Below are 16321 nucleotides of genomic sequence, written 5' to 3' on the forward strand. Positions count from 1 at the left end.
CCCCAAAGGCATGATGCCGCCCTGCCGTACCGGTGAAAACCCGGTATGTCCCCCAGATAAACACCTCACACTAAGGGACATAATCAATGTCAAGCTTGATGACCAACTCCTCCGCCATGACCGCCCTGCAGACCCTGCGGACGGTCAGCGCGGGTCTTGCGACCACCCAGAACCGCATCTCCACCGGCTACCGGGTGTCGACGGCCTCCGACAACGCCGCTTATTGGTCGATCGCCACCACGATGCGTTCGGACAATCTGGCTCTGAGCGCCGTGCAGGACGCACTCGGCCTCGGCGCCGCGACCATCGACACGATGTACACGGGCCTGAACGGCACCGTCAGCGTCGTCTCGCAGATCAACTCGAAGCTGGTCGCCGCCCGTACGCCCGGCGTCGATCGCGCCAAGATCCAGAGCGAAATCACCGAACTGCAGAAGCAGTTGAAGAACACCGCCGACAGCGCGGTTTTCAACGGTGAAAACTGGATCTCGGTCGACTCGACCTCCGCGAGCTACAACGCCTCGAAATCCGTCGTTTCGTCGTTCTCGCGTGCCGGCGGCACGGTCAAGATCGACACGCTGTCGGTCAATCTGGACGCGATCAAGCTCTATGACGCGAACCTGGACACCACCTACGCGGCCCAGACCTTCCCGACGGGCGCAACGGCTGCCTATGACTCTGCAACCGACGCCGGTGGCAACATCGTGGTGACCGTCGGCGGCACGGCGACCAACATCGCTGTGGCGAAGAACACCTCCCTGTCGGACATCGCAGCGGCGATCAACAAGCTCGGCATCGACGGCCTGTCGGTCGGCGTCGAGGCGACTGGCGACAAGCTGGCGTTCAAGAGCCGGAACGACGCGGACATCTCGATCGACGCCAGCGTCGCCGGTCTTGGTGCCGCGGTCACGCTGACCGCGCTCGCCGCGCCCGTCGACACCAAGAAGGGCATCCTCGACCAGACCTACGACGCCTACACCGGCACGGCCTGGGAAACCTTCAGCGTCGCGACGCTGGACATCTCGAAGCTCACCGACAGCGCTGCTGACCTCAAGAAGCTCGAGACCTACATCCAGGGTACCCAGGATGCCTTCGCCAAGATCACCGACGCGGCGACCAATCTCGGCGCGATCAAGAACCGCATCGGCCTGCAGCAGGACTTCGTGAAGACCCTGACTGACTCGCTCGATCGCGGTATCGGCCAGCTCGTCGACGCCGACATGAACGCTGAATCGACCCGTCTGCAGGCTCTTCAGACCCAGCAGCAGCTCGGCATTCAGGCTCTGTCGATCGCGAACTCGGGCAGCCAGAGCATCCTGTCGCTGTTCCGCGGCTAGTAGACTCGACCTCGTGACTACGACGGCCGCGACCGACCTGGTCGCGGCCGTTTTGCATGGTTCGCGCCGCGCAACCCTCGGACAAGCTTCACGATCGAGAATCGATTCGGAAGTATGGCAGAGGGTTTGATGGTTAACCGCGAACATGCGCAACGGCTGTGGAACAATCTGCTCGAGCTTGGCCCCAGGCGCCTCACGGTGCTCGCGCTCGTCGGCCTTGCCGTTTTTTTGGGTGTCGGCGGCGGCGCCTATTACCTGAGCCGGCCGGAATTCGATGTGCTTTACACCGGTCTTTCCCGGGAGGACGTCTCGCGCGTCGGCGCGGTGCTGCGCGACTCGAACATTGCTTTCGACGTGAATGCCACGGGCGACACCATCTTCGTGCGACCGGGGCAGACCGCCCAGGCAAGAACGTTGCTGGCGGAGAAGGGTCTGCCGAACAGCAGCAGCGGGGGCTACGAGCTGTTCGACAAGATCGGCTCCCTTGGTCTCACGTCCTTCATGCAGGAAGTCACCCGCGTCCGCGCACTCGAAGGCGAGATCGCCCGTACGATCCAGGTCCTCAAGGGCGTGAAGGCCGCGCGCGTCCACATTGTCATGCCGGCGCGTGGATCGTTCCGGCGCGAGCAGCAGCCGCCTTCGGCATCCGTTGTGATCCGGACCGACGGGGCTGCCGATGCCAAAACGGCTCGATCAGTTCGTCACCTCGTCGCCGCGGCTGTCCCGGGTATGGCGGCCGACAAGGTGACTGTCCTCGACAGCGATGGATCGCTGCTTGCATCCGACGACGAGAGCGCGGCGCCGACGAGCATGGCGAACCTGCAACGCGTCGTCAGTCGACTGATCCAGGAGAATGTCAGCAAGGCGCTGGCGCCCTATCTGGGACTCGACAATTTTGAAGTCAGCGTCGCCACCCAGCTCAGCACGGACAAGCGGCAGACCAACGAGACCGTCTACGATCCGGAGTCTCGCGTCCAAAGATCGGTTCGCGCCGTCCGTGAGAAGGAATCGTCGCAGAGCCTGGATCGGCAGACGCCGACGACGGTGCAGCAGAACCTGCCTGATCAGCAGGTCAATGCGTCCGGTAACAAGAATACCAACGACGAGAAGCAGCGGCGCGAGGACGTTACCAACTTTGAGGTGTCGTCGAAAACGACGACGACCGTGAGCGATGGCTACGTCGTCAACAAGCTGTTCCTGGCGGTGCTGGTCAATCGTCCACGCCTCCTGGCCAGTCTTGGCGATAAGGCCAGTGATGCGGCCGTGGAAGCAAAGGTCGCCGAGATCAGCCAGCTTGTCGCAACCGCAGCAGGTATTGACCGTCAGCGTGGAGACCAGATCCAGGTGTCGGCGGTCGAGTTCATGGAAGGCGCGCGCGACTTCCCGCCGGTTCCTGCGGTCACCTTTACCGAAGTGCTGATGCGCCAATCGGGTGCCTTCGTCAGCGCGGTCGCAATCGTCGCCGTCGCGGCAATGCTGATCTGGTTCGGCCTGCGGCCCGCGATCAACGCGATCCTCGACTCCCGCTCGTCCGAGACCGCCCAGCTCGAGACGGGCGAGACCGCGGCGCTGCTCGGCGGCGAGGGCGGCTCGATGGAGCGGTTCGCGGAAGAGCCGCCAAATCTTGTCCAGGACATATCGAAAAGAGTTCTGCACGCTCCACAGAGGCGGTTGGAGCAAATCATTCAGCTCGATGAGAAGCAGGCGGCGGCGATTCTCAAGCAATGGATTAGGCAGGAGGAGTCGGCAGCATGAGTTCGGAGAAGGTAGCGCGTTTGCTGGCAAGCTTCGATCAGCCGGAGCCGCAGAAGGCTCGTAGCCGCGTCATTCCGTTTGATTACACCCAGCATTCCAGTCCCAAGGCGCAGCCTAGGCCGGCGGCCCCGCCGCCTCCGTCCGCCGAGGACGAGGCGTATGAGCGTGGAAGGTCCGGCGGCTATGCGGCGGCCTTGGCCGAGTTCGAGCAGAAGCTTGCCGACGAGAGGCAGAGGCTGAGCATGCAGCTCGCCGAGGAAAAGCACAATCTGCTGGATGAAATGGCCGCCAAGATTGCCGGCGATATCGCCGAAGCCGGCGCGCAGCTTGAAGCCAAGATCGCCGGGGTGACGGCGCGCATACTTGAGCCGTTCATTTCGAACGCGGTGCAGAAGCAGGCGGTTAACACCTTCGTCGAGCAGCTCGCGTCGGTCGCCTCCGACGTTCGCCGGCCGGCTTTGCGGGTCACATGCCCGCCTGAACTGGTCGAGGTGCTGCGCGGCAAGCTTGCGGCCCGCGCGATTGCGGTGGAGCTTCGGGCCGCTCCGGTGGCGGAGGCTTCCGTCACCGTCGATCAGATCTTCCTTGAAACCCAGATCAAGCTCTGGGCGGAGCGATTGAAGTTCGCGATCCTGAACTGACATGGCCGATCAAGAGAGGGCAGAGCTGATCATCGTTCGACGCCGGGGCAGTCTCGACGGCGAAGAATCGCACAGCAGTGTCTGGAAAATCGCCTATGCCGATTTCATGACGGCGATGATGGCGTTCTTCCTGGTGATGTGGCTCATCAGCGCCACCAACCAGGAAACGCGCGAAAGCGTCGCCAACTACTTCAATCCGATCAAGCTGACGGACTCGACCCCTGACCGCAAGGGTATCAACGATGCCCGGCGCGTCGATCCCGGCAAGGCCGAGGAGGAAGACAGCCTGCGGCCGAAACCCGAGCCGGGCAAGTCGACGCAATATTCGCAGCGCCAGGAGCAGGCGCAGCAGGCGTCGCCGCCGCGTTCTGGTGAAGCGGCGCTGTTCCGCGATCCTTACGCGGTGCTGTCGGAAATTGCCGGCGGTCCGCCGCGGATCGCGGAACTGGGCACTGCGCTGGATTCGACCCGCAAAGAGGGGTGGAAGGGCGGCGAGGCGTTCAAAGACCCGTTTGATCCTGTCTACTGGCCCATGGGGTCTTCGGCGCCGCTGGAAAAGAAGGGGTCAGGCAGCAAGGAGCTTGGCAATCTGCCGTTCGACAGTGACGCCACGGCGCTCAGTGAAGGAAAAGGTCCGCGCCCGTCGGAAGGAAAGCCGGACGCCACAGCGGCTCCCATTCAGGGGTCGGATTCAGCCAAGGGATCCCCCGCGCCGACCGAAAAGCAGGATATGGCAAAGGCCATTGGCCTGTTCGCCGACGATGACTCCATGAACGATCCGGCCGCCAATCGCTCATCGCGGGCGCAAGGAGAGAAGGGCTCGACTTCGCCCGCAGGAGACAAGGGCGCAACCGCTCCTCCAGGAGATAAAGGCTCAGCCACTCCGCAAGCCGAAAGCAAGTCTGTGCAGAGCGAGGCGGCCAAATTGCAGGCTGCCATCTCCGCCGCTCTTGCGCCGCTCGGATCGGCGCGTCCTGTTGCCGAGGTCCGCGAGAGCAATGAGGGCCTCCTCATCAGCCTCACCGACGATGTCAACTACGGCATGTTCGCCACCGGCTCGGCCGAACCAACCGCCGGCCTCGTGCGGGCCCTCGACAAGATCACGCCCTTGATATCGCAAAGCCAGGGTCCGGTGATTGTACGCGGCCATACCGATAACCGCCCCTATCGATCGTCCGAATACGATAATTGGAGATTGTCGACCGCGCGCGCTCACATGGCTTATCACATGCTGATACGCGGCGGACTCGATGCCCGGCGCGTCGACCATATCGAAGGTTTTGCCGATCGCCGCCCGAAAAATCTGAACGATCCGTCGGCCGCCGAGAACCGGCGCATCGAGCTCTTGATCCGCGCTCCTTTGCCATGAACCGCGTGGGAACCATCGCCGTCGCGCTGGTCGTTCTGGTCGGCGCAGCCCGAGCGGAAGAGGCTGAAGCGCCGCCGCGCGAACCCTATCAGATGATCCGGACGCTCCACGCTTTGCAGGATGACATCGCACGCGGAAGCCTGGAGGCGCATAATGCGCAGCCGGCCCTGCTCAAGCGACTGGGCGAGGAGTTTCAGAAAGTTGATCCGTCCGTCTGGAAGGAGCCGAGAAACTCGCGCGCCGTGGTGACCTTCCTGCTGAGCGGAGGATCGCCCCAGGTGGTCGATGGGCTGCGCTCCCGGAAACTGCTCGTTCTCGATGAGGCGATCCTGGATGGCGCGATCGCCTATGTGGAAGGCCGGGCGGAGGACGCCAAGGCACGGCTTGGGAACATACATGCGCGCGACTTGCCGCCGACCATCGCGGCCGAAATTGCGCTGGTGCAGTCCGCGCTCGTCGCGCAGGCCGACCCGAAAGCCGCGATCGAACGGCTCGATGACGCCAGACTGCTGATGCCTGGAACGCTGGTCGAGGAGGCCGCGCTGCGCCGCGAGATCTTCGTCGCCGGCCAAGTTGACGATTTCGACAAGTTCGAAGCGCTGGCTCAGAGATATTTCCGACGTTTCCGGCATTCGATCTATGCGGGGAATTTTCGACAACGCCTCGCAGTGGCCGTCGCGCGCTTCAGCTTCGTACAGCAATCGGATCGGTTTCCCCGGCTCGTCGCCTTGCTCGATCAACTCGACGACGCCGGCCAGCGCGCCCTGTATCTGCTGATCGCGCGCACCGCGCTGGTGCGCGGCAAGGTCGAAATGGCGGATTTGGCGGCAGAGCGCGTGCTGGGGCTTACGGACGAGGGGAGTTCCGAGCGCGAGCGTGCGCGCTTTTATCGCGCGGCCGCGCGCGTGGTGACAAACGCGCATGACCAAGCGCTTTTGGATCTGCAGAAGATCGAGGTTGGCCGACTTCCCGAACGAGATGCCGAGTTGCTGAAGGCAGTGCTCGCGGTTGGACGCAATGTCAAAAAGGCGCTCCCCGCAGCGCCGGCACAACAGGACCAGCCAGGCGAGGCGCAGACGTCGATGCGCCCGCGGATCGACTTCGGCCGCTCGCTTGCGGCCGTCAATCGGGCGCAAGTCCTTCTCGACGAATCGAAAGAGCAATTGAAGGAGCGAGCTCGATGAACAAGACCGACCCTTTGATGGCAATGGTCCGCCAGCTCACCGGTGGCAAGGCGGCTTCGCGCCTCGCTCCCCAGAACGCGATGCTCGCCAAGGACCACAAGGGGAAGGCCGAGGACAGCAAGGGTGAGGCCGGGCATTTCCGTGAGCAGCTCCGAGTGATCGCGCAGGGAGCGAAGCAAAAGCCGCTCGATATCAAGCCGCAGCTCGACGCCAAGAGTGTCGATATGGAGCCGCAGGATCCTGAGCCGTCCAATCCACTCGCGGAAGTGCTGGACCATGTTGCCGGTCGGCCCAAGGATCGGACCCGCCAGCAGCCGCGTGAGACGTCCTCGCACCAACCGGGCGGAGAAATCACCGCGCCTGCTCCGGAATGGCGTACGCCCGAGGCTGCACTCAGCTCCATGATTTCCAGGCTCGATCAGCCACTCTCTCCGCGGGATGATGGCGATGCTGCGCTCCCAGCCCGCTCGCAAGCCCGGGTCGAGCAGCGCGCGGAGCTGCTCACGCCGGGTGAGCCGAAATCTCCGAAGGTCGATGTCCCCGAGCAGCGCTTTGCATCATCGGTCAGTGCAATCGAGACGCGGACCCTGCCGACAGTGAAGGTCGCGGTGCGCGAACAGGAGACGCATTTCCAGCCCGTCGGCCAGCCGACGCTACTGCAGAAGATCGTCGATCGCATCGCTCCTGATCTGGCAACGGCGCAGGCCCCAGCCCCCACGGCTGCGCCCGATTTCACACCTCCGGACATGCGTCGGGGACCGGATGCGCCGATCAGGATGCTGACGCTGCAGCTCGATCCGCCCAGCATGGGTACGGTGACGGTGAGGATGCGCCTGGCCGGCGATGCCGTCGAGGTAAGGCTGCTGGCGGATCAGCCAGAGACAACGGAGCTGCTGCGCAAGGATCGCGGCGTTCTGACGGATGCGATGCGGTCCGCCGGCTATACGTTCGAAATTGCCTCGATTGACCATAGCAGTGCGCGCCATCCGACGTCGAGCGGCGGCCAATCGCACCCGCAATCGGACCAGCAATCGTCGCAGCAGCAGCCCCAGGGCGGATCGCAGTTCAACAACGGCGCCTCGGAGCGTCAGTCGAGCGATGCGCAAGCCGGGACGCGTCACAACAGGCAGCAGGGCCATGACCAGTTCATCACGCCAACCGAGCGTCGTCAGGATGAAGAGGTTGCGGTCGATCGCAGTGGCGGTGCTGTCTATCTGTAGCCTGTCCACCCTCGCACGTGCCGACGGGCTCTGCGAGCGTGAGATGGCGCGTGCGGCACGTGCTCACGGCGTGCCGCTCGGGGTATTGTATGCAGTGGGCCTGAGCGAGACGGGACGCAAAGGCGTCCTGCACCCTTACGCGCTCAATATCGACGGCAGGACAGCCATGGCCAGCGATCTCCGGGATGCCGTTGCCCAGTTCCGCGAGGCCAAGAGCAAGGGCGCCAAGCTGGTCGATCTCGGTTGCATGCAGATCAACCATCACTATCACGGTCGCGAGTTCGCCAGCGTCGAGGCGATGTTTGATCCGGTGAAGAACGTCGACTATGCGGCGCGCTTTCTCAAGGAATTGCGCGCGCGGGAGGGGAGCTGGACCATGGCGGTCGCCCGCTACAACGCAGGTCCAAACAATACGGTCGCGCAACGGCGCTACATTTGCAGCGTGATCGGAAGCCTGGTGGCGAGCGGCTTTGGAGCGTGGACGACCGGCGCGCGCGCATACTGCGGCGAGCGCACGACCTGAGCTAGAGGAATGCGCTGCAGACAGCCTCACGCAAGCAAGACCGCCTTTAATGGCATTCACTCAGAATGGAGATGATTGATGAGTCTGTATGGTGTTATGCGCACCGGTGGCTCCGGCATGAATGCGCAGTCCAACAAGCTGTCGACGGTTGCCGACAACATCGCGAACGTCAACACCACAGGCTACAAGCGTGCCGCCACCGAATTCTCTTCGCTCATTCTGAGGAGCGGGTCCGGCAACTACAATTCCGGCAGCGTCGAGACGAATGTCCGCTATGCCATCTCCGATCCCGGAGCTCCGCAGTACACGACATCGGCCACGGATATGATGATCCAGGGCAACGGATTCTTTGTCGTGACCGACGCTGGGGGCACGCCGTTCCTGACCCGCGCCGGCTCCTTCGTGCCGGATGGCGAAGGCAATCTGGTCAACGCGGCGGGCTTCTATTTGATGGGCTATAACGTCAAGAACGGTCCGCCCAACGTTGTCGCCAATGGTCTGACCGGCCTGGACGTCGTCAACATCGCACAAAGGTCACTTCAGGGTAATCCTTCGACGAGGGCGACGTTGGAGAGTGCCAATCTCGACGCCAATGCAGCCATTAGCGCGGGCCCGCCTGCCTATACGTCCAAGACCTCGATCGTCACCTACGACAATATCGGGAACAAGGTGACCCTCGACGTCTACATGTTCAAGACGGCGGCCAACACCTGGGACGTGCGCGTGTATGACAATGCTGCATCGACGGCCGGCGGTTTCCCCTATTCAAGCGGGCCACTGGATTCCGATACGTTTACCTTCGACGTCAGCGCGACCGGAAAAGGCAAGCTGGATGCGGCCAGCCCCACCACGCTCGCGTTTACAATCCCGGGCGGCTCGCCGTTCACGCTCGATCTTTCGGCGATGACGCAGGTCGCCAAGGAGTTCGCCTTCAAGCCGAGCGTCAACGGCAACGCTCCGAGCTCGATCGACAAGGTGGAGGTCGATACCGACGGCACCCTGTATTCGATCTATACCGACGGGACGCGGCTCGCCACCTATAAGATCCCGCTTGCGACGGTGCCGAGCCCTGACAATCTCATGCCGGAGGCCGGCAACGTCTACTCGGTCGGGATCGACTCCGGAAACGTGCAACTCGACTTCGCCGGGCGGAGTGGCCTGGGCACCGTCAAGTCGGAGGCGCTCGAGCAGTCCAACGTCGATCTTGCGGCCGAGCTGACATCGATGATCGAGTCGCAGCGCGGCTATACCGCCAACTCAAAGGTCTTCCAGACCGGTGCCGATCTGCTCGACGTGCTGGTCAATCTGAAGCGCTAAGCGGCGTCAGCGTATCATCGGGACGGGGGGTCTCATGTCACTCACGGTCGCACTCAGCTCGGCGCGCACGTCGCTCATGACGACCAGCGCGCAGGCTTCCGTGATATCGCGCAATATCGCCGGGTCCATGCAGGACGGCTATTCGCGAAAGAATGTGCTGGTCGCGTCGCTGCCGGGAAACGGGGTCTATGTTGCCGGCATCCAGCGCGCCACCAGTCAGGGGCTGTTCTACAATGTGCTGAAGGCGGCCTCTTCCACCGCAAAGCAGGATTCGATCTATAACGGCCTGCAGAAGATCGCGGCGACAACCGTTGACGACCCGCAGCAGGACCAGTCGCCGGCCGCGCAACTTGCCAAGCTGAAGAGCGCCCTGCAGCAATATGCGACGGCGCCGGACAATATCACGCTCGCGCAAGCGGCGGTGACCGCGGCCAAGGGCGTCGCCTCGGCACTCAATGACGCGACGAAGACGGTTCAGTCGGTGCGCGCCGATGCCGATGCCGACATGGTGACATCGGTCTCGACCATCAACCAGCTGCTGGCGCAGTTCGAGACGGTCAATACATCGATCGTCAAGGGGACCATCACCGGAAGCGATGTCACTGACTACCTCGATATGCGAGACAACATCCTCTCCAAGCTCTCGCAAGAGGTCGGCATAACGGTCGCGACCCGTGCCAACAATGATATGGTCATCTACACGGATTCGGGCGTTACGCTGTTCGAGACCAAGGCGCGATCGGTCACGCTTGCCCCGACCAATGCTTACACCGCCGGTACCACCGGAAATGCGGTCTATATTGACGGCGTGCCCGTCACCGGCGCGTCTGCCGTGATGCCGATCCATGGCGGAAAGCTAGCGGGCCTTGCTACGCTCCGCGACGATTCCACGGTCACCTATCAAAACCAGCTCGACGAAATCGCGCGCGGCCTGATCGAGACGTTCAGGGAGAGCGACCAGACCGCGGCGGCGCTGCCCGACGTGCCCGGCCTTTTCACCTATCCGGGCGCGCCGGCCATGCCGCCGGCGGGTGTGATATCCTCGGGGCTTGCCGGCACCATCTTCGTCAACCCGTCGGTCGATCAGGGCGCCGGCGGCAATCCGCTGCTGCTGAGGGACGGTGCGATCTCCGGCAACGTGGCTTATCGCTACAACACGAGCGGCGCCGCCGGTTTCTCGACTCGGGTGCAGCAGCTTGTGGACGGGATGGCAGCAAACCGTCCGTTCAATCCGGCGGCTCTCGGGAAGCCGAATGCGAGCTTGATCGACTTCGCCGGCTCGTCGGTGAGTTGGCTGGAAGCCCAGCGCAAGAGCACGAACGATGAAGCGACCTACAGTCAAACGCTGCTTGAGCGCAGCGCGGAAGCGCTGTCCAACGTCAGCGGCGTCAATATGGACGACGAAATGTCGTTCATGTTGCAGGTCGAGCGCACATTTTCTGCGTCGTCGAAGCTGATCGCGACGATCGACGAGATGTTGAAAGACCTTCTCGCGGCGGTGAGGTAACGGTATGGCTACGACGTTCATTTCCTCCAACTCGATCTCGACCACGTTGCGCATCGCGGCCATGAAGAGCCAGACCGCAATCGCACAAGCGACAAAAGAGGCGACGACAGGCCGATTCGCCGATGTCGGCCGCGAGCTCGGCGCTCTCACCGGTCGTGATGTGACGCTCAGGGCCGAGCTGCTCGATCTCGACAAGCTGGTGGACACCAACGCTCTTGTCGCCGGACGGCTCGACATATCGCAGCAGCGAGTGGGCGAGTTGATCAATACCGCGCAATCCTTCCAGAAGGACCTGTTTGCAGCGCGCAATTCTGCCAATGGCGGCAACGTCATCCTGACGCCGTCGCGCGCCAACCTCGACGCCCTGATAGGGGCGCTGAATGTCACAACGGATGGCCAATATCTGTTCGGCGGCATCAATACCGGGGTGCAACCGATCACCGGCTACGCGGCCGGCTCGACCAACAAGAATGCCGTCGATGCCGCGTTCCTGGCAAATTTCGGTTTCACGCAAAGCGATCCGGCGGTCTCGAGCATCAGCGCCGCAGCGATGCAGAACTTCCTGGATACCACGTTCAAGGCGCAGTTCGACGATCCGGCCTGGGGGGCGAACTGGTCGTCCGCTTCCGATCAGGTGATGCGGAGCCGCATCTCGACGACCGAAACCATCGACTCGTCAGCCAGCGCCAACGAGCCCGGATTTCGCAAGCTCGCGATGGCCTACACGATGCTGAGCGACCTCGGCACGCAGAACCTCAACCAGAACGCGTTCCAGGTGGTGATCGACAAGGCGACCGAAATTATCGGTGCTGCGATCAACGACCTGGCCGGTGTCGGCGCCAAACTGGGAACTGCCCAGGAGCAGACGACCAACGCCACGAGCCGCCTGAAGATCCAGACCGATCTGATCACCAAGCAGGTCACGGCGATGGAGGAGGTCGATACGGCTGAGGCATCTGTTCGCGTCACGAACCTGAAAAACCAGTTGGACATGTCGCTGGCGCTCACGTCTCGCATTCAGCAGCTCAGCATCCTCAACTATCTCTGATCTGCGATCCCGTCAGTAACCAGCCGGCTGCGAGTTAGATGACATTTTCCAGTTACGACGCGGTAATTGAGGACTCTGGGCGGGAGGCGCGCTCCCGGGAACAACGGGCCCTGAGCCACGGGATCGATCTGCTGAGGCGTCTGCAAGGCGGCGATCTTGCACCCCCGGAGGATGCCGAGGCGCTGTTGTTCATTCGAAGGCTCTGGGCGTTCTTCGTGGAGGACCTTTCGAGCGCCCGCAATGGGCTTCCGGAAAAGTTGCGCGCCGAGCTTATCTCGATCGGCCTGTGGATCATCAGGGAAGCAGATAGAATTCGGCAGGAAGAATCCTGCGACGTCGCGGAGCTTGTCGAGATCAACGTCATTATTCGAGACGCGCTCGCATGAAGAAGCCGATCTGTATTTCGCTGCGCGGCGGTGAGCGGATCTATATCAATGGCGCGGTGTTGAGGGTCGATCGCAAGGTGACCCTTGAGCTGATCAATGACGTGACTTTTCTGCTCGAGAGCCAGGTCATGCAGGTCACGGACGCGACGACACCGTTGCGCCAGCTCTATTTCGTCGTCCAGCTCATGCTCATGAGCCCGCACGACGTCGAAGAGGCGAAAGCAGTCTATCGGCTGCAGCGGTCCGGGCTGCTCGCAGCCACCGAAAACACAGAGATCCTGGACGGCCTGGAGCAGATCGAGAAGCTGGTCGAATCGAAACGATACTATGAGGCTTTGCGCAGGATTCGCGCTCTGTTCGAGATCGAACAGCTGATCCTGGCTGGCGGCGGCCTGCCGCGGCCCGTCGAAGTCGCGTAGGACATCAGGAGGACGATATGAACGTTGACGGCGTGGGTTCTGCAAACTCGGCGGCGAACAAGAAATCGGAATCCTCGTCCGCGCCGGCGACGGTGGATTACAATCAGTTCTTGCAGCTACTGGTCGCGCAGTTGAAGAACCAGGACCCGACCAGTCCGACGGACACGTCGCAGTACGTGGGTCAGTTGGCGCAGCTATCCGCCACCGAACAGGCGATACAGACGAATGCCAAGCTCGACACGCTGCTTTCATCCAGCGCATTGGCCCAGGCCGAAAGCCTGGTCGGACGCACGGTGTCATTCACCAGCTCCGAAGGCGAGGCTATCAAAGGCAAGATCATGTCTGTGCGAATCATCCAGGGCGGAGCCGTCGCGACACTCGAGAACGGTGTCGACGTGCAGCTTGGGCCGGGCCTGACGATCAGCTAAGCGATGAACGAACGGGACGCTCTCGACATCGTCCAGCAGGCGATCTGGACCATCATCGTGGTCTCTGGCCCCGCGGTCGGGGCCGCAATGATCGTCGGTATCCTGATTGCGCTGCTGCAGGCACTGACCCAGGTGCAAGAGATGACGTTGACCTTTATCCCCAAGATGGTGGTCATGCTGATCGTGGTCGCCGTCTCCGGCTCGTTCATCGGCGCGCACATTTACGCCTTTACCGAACTGCTCTACTCGCGGATCGAGCACGGATTCTGAAGCGGGACGCTGCGGCCAACACCTTCGCGCAAGCTAGGCGCTGCAAGGTGCCGATATGATGGTGTCCCAGGAATCTCCATGGCCCAAGCACTAAGCCCAGCTCTGCCGAGCGAGCGTCGGATGGGTGCCGACGTTGCTTTTGCGGTCGGCATCGTCGCCATCCTGACGATGCTGGTCCTGCCGGTTCCATCGGTCCTGATCGATGTCGGTCTCGCCTTCTCGATCGCGCTTTCGGCGCTGATCCTGATGGTGGCGCTGTGGATTCAGCGCCCGCTGGATTTTTCGGCCTTCCCGACGGTGCTCCTGATTGCAACCATTCTTCGCCTCGCGCTGAACGTGGCGACAACCCGGGTGATCCTGTCGCGCGGGGCCGAGGGAGAGCACGCGGCCGGCTATGTGGTGGCTGGTTTCTCGAAGTTCGTGATGGGCGGCGACTTTGTCATCGGGCTGATCATCTTCGCTATTCTTGTCACGGTCAATTTCGTCGTCATCACCAAGGGCGCCACGCGTATCGCGGAGGTCGGCGCGCGCTTCACGCTCGATGCGATCCCGGGCAAGCAAATGGCGATCGATGCGGATCTGTCCGCGGGGCTGATCGACGACAAGGAGGCGCAGCGTCGGCGCAGGGAGCTGGAGGAGGAAAGCGCCTTCTTCGGCGCAATGGACGGCGCCTCGAAATTCGTGCGCGGGGATGCCATCGCCGGGCTGATCATCACCGCGATCAACATATTCGGCGGCATCGTCATCGGCGTGGTTCACCATGGCCTTCCGTTGGCGCGGGCGGCAGACGTTTTCACCAAGCTTTCCGTCGGTGATGGTCTGGTCTCGCAGATCCCGGCGCTGATCGTCTCCCTTTCGGCTGGCCTGCTTGTTTCGAAAGGCGGCACACGGGGATCGGCGGAACAGACGGTGCTCAGGCAGCTCGGCGGCTATCCGCGCGCGCAGTCGGTGGCCGCGCTCATGATGTTCGTTCTGGGAATGCTGCCGGGCCTGCCACTGCTGCCCTTTGCTTTCCTGGGCGGCGTGATGGCATTCATGAGTTACGCGCTTCCCCGCCGGCAGGCGGCGAGACGGCAGCAGGACGAGGTGCTTGCGGCGCAGGAGCGCGAACGATCGCAGGCCGACTCGAAAGAATCGATCAAGGAATATCTGAAGACAGCGGACGTCGAGCTCTGCGTAGGCAGCCAGCTTGCGGTTCAAATGCTGCATGCGCACGGCGAACTTTCGCATCGCGTCAGCAAGATACGGCGCCGCTTTGCGACCCAATACGGGTTTGTGATTCCCGAAATCAAATTGACGGACGACATGTCCGTCGGGCCGAAGAGCTACCGCATCAAGATACATGGCACTATCGTGGCGCAGCATGAGCTTCGCATCGGCGAGGTTCTGGTGCTCTTCGATGGTGTTCGTAAACCGGACGTGCCGGGCGACGAGACGGTGGAGCCGGCCTTCGGCATGAAGGCGATGTGGATACCCGAGACGTTCCTCGAAGAGGTCAGACGGGATGGTTTCAAGGTTGCGGACAACATTTCCGTCCTTCTCACCCATTTGAGCGAAATCATCCGTGGCAATCTGGCGCAGCTTCTTTCCTACAAGGACATGCGGGCCCTGCTGGATCGGCTCGACCCCGAGTACAAGCGGCTCATTGAGGATATCTGCCCGTCGCAAATCTCCTATTCGGGCCTGCAGGCGGTCCTCAAGCTGCTGCTTGCCGAGCGCATCTCGATCAGGAACCTGCATCTGATTCTCGAAGCCGTTGCGGAAATCGCGCCGTTTATCCGCCGCGCCGAACCTATCGCGGAGCACGTTCGCATGCGCATCGCGCAGCAGATCTGCGGTGACTTCGCCGACAACGGGGTGCTCAAAGTGCTGCGGCTCGGAAATCGCTGGGATCTCGCATTCCATCAAAGCCTCAAACGCGATGCCAAGGGCGAGATCGTGGAATTCGACGCCGATCCTCGCCTTGTCGAGCAGTTCGCGGCGGATGTTACGACCGCGGTTCGAAAGGCAATGGGGCAGGGCGAAAGCGTCGTGCTCGTCGCGCCGCCGGAAGTTCGTCCATATGTTCGCATGATCACGGAGCGGGTGTTCCCGACCCTGCCGGTGTTGTCGCACGTCGAGATCGCGCGCGGTGTCGAGGTGAAGTCGCTCGGAGCAATTTCTTGATCGCGAGCGCATCAGGCTCCGTGCTGGCCACATTTCTGATCTTCTGCCGGGTCGGCACATGCTTGATGATCGCGCCGGGATTTTCGCGTTCCAACATTCCGGTGCAGGTCCGGCTGTTCATGGCCATCAACGTCACGCTGATGCTGGCGCCCTTGCTGGAGGCGAGCGTACGCCCTGTCGTGGAGACAGCCGCGATGGCGGCCATCGTCCGTGCGATCATGTCGGAGCTGGTGATCGGCCTCCTGATTGGCCTGACCGCCGCGGTGTTCTTTTTCGCCCTGGAAACAATGGCGACGATGGCGGCATCCGCGATCGGGCTCAGCGGAATACCCGGAACGATGGAAGACGGTCAACAGATGCCGGCCCTCGTGCCATTCATCACATTGCCGGCGATCGTCCTGTTCTTCATGACCGGTCAACATTGGGAGCTGCTCCGCGGTCTCATTAACTCCTATCGAGTCTGGACGCCGGCGGTCGGCATCAGCGGCGAGACCGGGCTCTCCGAGCTCACCGATCATCTTTCACAAGCGTTCGTCCTGGCACTCAGGGTGGCCAGCCCGTTCATCGTTTACGGCGTCATTGTCAACCTCGCGCTCGGGCTCGCCAACAAGCTGACGCCAAGCATTCCCGTCTATTTTATTTCGCTGCCTTTCGTGGTCTTCGGCGGCCTCATGCTGGTCTATCTGACCAGTCGCGAACTCGTGCTGCAGTTCACAATCGCATTTTCATCGTGGCTGGCCGGTTGATCGAC

16 protein-coding genes are annotated in these 16321 nt (G+C 62.3%); all 16 read left to right on the plus strand.

Annotated elements, in window-relative coordinates; genetic code table 11:
- The first annotated feature begins 86 nt into the window (after nucleotides 1-86).
- The 16 genes from ACZXDY_RS00790 (at nucleotide 87) to fliR (ending at nucleotide 16316) form a co-directional block, all read left to right on the plus strand.
- Nucleotides 87-1337 (plus strand): flagellin N-terminal helical domain-containing protein, encoded by a 1251-nt coding sequence (locus tag ACZXDY_RS00790; protein WP_028161576.1) that lies wholly within the window; start codon nucleotides 87-89, stop codon nucleotides 1335-1337.
- A gap of 129 nt (nucleotides 1338-1466) precedes the next feature.
- Nucleotides 1467-3092 (plus strand): flagellar basal-body MS-ring/collar protein FliF, encoded by a 1626-nt coding sequence (gene fliF / locus ACZXDY_RS00795; protein WP_464344080.1) that lies wholly within the window; start codon nucleotides 1467-1469, stop codon nucleotides 3090-3092.
- Entirely contained in the window at nucleotides 3089-3733 is a 645-nt protein-coding gene (locus ACZXDY_RS00800) for a FliH/SctL family protein (protein ID WP_456643789.1), read from the plus strand. The genes fliF and ACZXDY_RS00800 overlap by 4 nt, the downstream gene beginning before the upstream one ends.
- Before the next feature lies 1 nt (nucleotide 3734).
- Complete coding sequence (locus ACZXDY_RS00805) at nucleotides 3735-5102, plus strand: MotB family protein (protein ID WP_464344081.1); 1368 nt, start codon at nucleotides 3735-3737, stop codon at nucleotides 5100-5102.
- Nucleotides 5099-6286, plus strand: coding sequence for a chemotaxis protein (locus ACZXDY_RS00810; protein WP_028161580.1), 1188 nt, complete (start codon nucleotides 5099-5101; stop codon nucleotides 6284-6286). Before ACZXDY_RS00805 ends, ACZXDY_RS00810 begins: the two co-directional genes overlap by 4 nt.
- Entirely contained in the window at nucleotides 6283-7506 is a 1224-nt protein-coding gene (gene fliK, locus ACZXDY_RS00815) for a flagellar hook-length control protein FliK (RefSeq protein WP_464344082.1), read from the plus strand. Before ACZXDY_RS00810 ends, fliK begins: the two co-directional genes overlap by 4 nt.
- 43 nt (nucleotides 7507-7549) lie before the next feature.
- Nucleotides 7550-8029 carry a transglycosylase SLT domain-containing protein gene (locus ACZXDY_RS00820; protein ID WP_130223148.1) on the plus strand — a complete coding sequence of 160 codons (480 nt, stop codon included), beginning with the start codon at nucleotides 7550-7552 and terminating at the stop codon, nucleotides 8027-8029.
- Between the two features lie 78 nt (nucleotides 8030-8107).
- Nucleotides 8108-9346: a flagellar hook protein FlgE gene (locus tag ACZXDY_RS00825; RefSeq protein WP_464344083.1), complete on the plus strand. Its 1239-nt coding sequence runs from the start codon at nucleotides 8108-8110 to the stop codon at nucleotides 9344-9346.
- 34 nt (nucleotides 9347-9380) lie between these two features.
- Nucleotides 9381-10853: a flagellar hook-associated protein FlgK gene (flgK, locus tag ACZXDY_RS00830; protein WP_464344084.1), complete on the plus strand. Its 1473-nt coding sequence runs from the start codon at nucleotides 9381-9383 to the stop codon at nucleotides 10851-10853.
- A gap of 4 nt (nucleotides 10854-10857) precedes the next feature.
- A complete protein-coding gene (locus ACZXDY_RS00835) occupies nucleotides 10858-11901 on the plus strand; it encodes a flagellar hook-associated family protein (RefSeq protein ID WP_028161585.1) in 1044 nt (347 codons plus the stop codon).
- Between the two features lie 38 nt (nucleotides 11902-11939).
- Entirely contained in the window at nucleotides 11940-12287 is a 348-nt protein-coding gene (flaF, locus tag ACZXDY_RS00840) for a flagellar biosynthesis regulator FlaF (protein ID WP_028161586.1), read from the plus strand.
- An 8-nt stretch (nucleotides 12288-12295) separates the two neighbouring features.
- Nucleotides 12296-12706 (plus strand): flagellar biosynthesis repressor FlbT, encoded by a 411-nt coding sequence (flbT, locus tag ACZXDY_RS00845; protein ID WP_028161587.1) that lies wholly within the window; start codon nucleotides 12296-12298, stop codon nucleotides 12704-12706.
- 17 nt (nucleotides 12707-12723) lie between these two features.
- Complete coding sequence (flgD, locus tag ACZXDY_RS00850) at nucleotides 12724-13134, plus strand: flagellar hook assembly protein FlgD (RefSeq protein ID WP_028161588.1); 411 nt, start codon at nucleotides 12724-12726, stop codon at nucleotides 13132-13134.
- A gap of 3 nt (nucleotides 13135-13137) precedes the next feature.
- Nucleotides 13138-13404, plus strand: a complete 267-nt coding sequence (fliQ, locus tag ACZXDY_RS00855) for a flagellar biosynthesis protein FliQ (RefSeq protein ID WP_028161589.1) — start codon at nucleotides 13138-13140, stop codon at nucleotides 13402-13404.
- A gap of 78 nt (nucleotides 13405-13482) precedes the next feature.
- Complete coding sequence (flhA, locus tag ACZXDY_RS00860; protein ID WP_464344085.1) at nucleotides 13483-15570, plus strand: flagellar biosynthesis protein FlhA; 2088 nt, start codon at nucleotides 13483-13485, stop codon at nucleotides 15568-15570.
- A complete protein-coding gene (fliR, locus tag ACZXDY_RS00865) occupies nucleotides 15567-16316 on the plus strand; it encodes a flagellar biosynthesis protein FliR (protein ID WP_464344086.1) in 750 nt (249 codons plus the stop codon). Before flhA ends, fliR begins: the two co-directional genes overlap by 4 nt.
- Nucleotides 16317-16321: the final 5 nt, after the last annotated feature.

The organism is Bradyrhizobium sp. LeoB3 (assembly GCF_055456055.1).

Coding starts and splice junctions, on each gene's coding strand:
- ACZXDY_RS00790 (WP_028161576.1), top strand. CDS start 87: ATGTCAAGCTTGATGACCAACTCCTCCGCCATGACCGCCCTGCAGACC.
- fliF (WP_464344080.1), top strand. CDS start 1,467: ATGGTTAACCGCGAACATGCGCAACGGCTGTGGAACAATCTGCTCGAG.
- ACZXDY_RS00800 (WP_456643789.1), top strand. CDS start 3,089: ATGAGTTCGGAGAAGGTAGCGCGTTTGCTGGCAAGCTTCGATCAGCCG.
- ACZXDY_RS00805 (WP_464344081.1), top strand. CDS start 3,735: ATGGCCGATCAAGAGAGGGCAGAGCTGATCATCGTTCGACGCCGGGGC.
- ACZXDY_RS00810 (WP_028161580.1), top strand. CDS start 5,099: ATGAACCGCGTGGGAACCATCGCCGTCGCGCTGGTCGTTCTGGTCGGC.
- fliK (WP_464344082.1), top strand. CDS start 6,283: ATGAACAAGACCGACCCTTTGATGGCAATGGTCCGCCAGCTCACCGGT.
- ACZXDY_RS00820 (WP_130223148.1), top strand. CDS start 7,550: ATGGCGCGTGCGGCACGTGCTCACGGCGTGCCGCTCGGGGTATTGTAT.
- ACZXDY_RS00825 (WP_464344083.1), top strand. CDS start 8,108: ATGAGTCTGTATGGTGTTATGCGCACCGGTGGCTCCGGCATGAATGCG.
- flgK (WP_464344084.1), top strand. CDS start 9,381: ATGTCACTCACGGTCGCACTCAGCTCGGCGCGCACGTCGCTCATGACG.
- ACZXDY_RS00835 (WP_028161585.1), top strand. CDS start 10,858: ATGGCTACGACGTTCATTTCCTCCAACTCGATCTCGACCACGTTGCGC.
- flaF (WP_028161586.1), top strand. CDS start 11,940: ATGACATTTTCCAGTTACGACGCGGTAATTGAGGACTCTGGGCGGGAG.
- flgD (WP_028161588.1), top strand. CDS start 12,724: ATGAACGTTGACGGCGTGGGTTCTGCAAACTCGGCGGCGAACAAGAAA.
- fliQ (WP_028161589.1), top strand. CDS start 13,138: ATGAACGAACGGGACGCTCTCGACATCGTCCAGCAGGCGATCTGGACC.
- flhA (WP_464344085.1), top strand. CDS start 13,483: ATGGCCCAAGCACTAAGCCCAGCTCTGCCGAGCGAGCGTCGGATGGGT.